Annotated in this window: 1 protein-coding gene; it reads right to left on the bottom strand. The window is 43.6% G+C overall.

Features of this window, described 5'->3' with window-relative positions; genetic code table 11:
* Positions 1-642: flavodoxin-dependent (E)-4-hydroxy-3-methylbut-2-enyl-diphosphate synthase (locus LD39_RS21090; RefSeq protein ID WP_035553526.1), on the bottom strand; the 642-nt coding region annotated here is incomplete at both ends.

The raw sequence follows: 642 nt of genomic DNA, 5'->3' as shown, positions 1-642 counted from the left end.
ATACATTCTGTTCTTCTTTTTCTTTTCGTTGTTTTTCGTAATGTTCTTCCGCCAACTTATCGACTTCTTTCTTAAGTTCGTCGACCATGATATCTTCAGGTACTTTACGGATGATTTCACCGTGTCGGAATAGAAGACCTTCTCCTCTGGCGCCGGCGATTCCGATATCAGCCTCACGGGCTTCTCCGGGTCCGTTGACCGCACATCCAAGGACAGCAACTTTAATTGGAGCTTTGATCGACTGAATATATTCTTCCACTTCGTTTGCAATGGAAATCAGATCAATCTCAATACGGCCGCAAGTTGGGCAGGAAATGAGAGTAGCAGCATTTGAGGCAAGACCAAAGGACTTGAGCAGCTCTTTTGCTACTTTAACTTCTTCCACAGGATCAGCACTTAAGCTGATTCTAACTGTACTACCAATTCCTTTGCTGAGAATTGCTCCTAGCCCAGCAGCACTTTTGACGGTACCGGCAAACAACGTACCAGACTCAGTAATCCCCAAGTGAATTGGATAATCGAAAGCAGCTGCAGCTTTTTCGTACGCTTCAATCGCTAACTTCACATCAGAAGCTTTCAAAGATACGATAATGTCGTGGAAATCTAGATCTTCAAGAATTTTAATGTGATGAAGAGCGCTTT

This window comes from Halobacillus sp. BBL2006, from assembly GCF_000786645.1.
Taxonomy (GTDB): Bacteria; Bacillota; Bacilli; order Bacillales; family Halobacillaceae; genus Halobacillus.
Note: the sequence above shows the minus strand (reverse complement) of the source record. Positions and strands in the feature narration are given on the sequence as shown.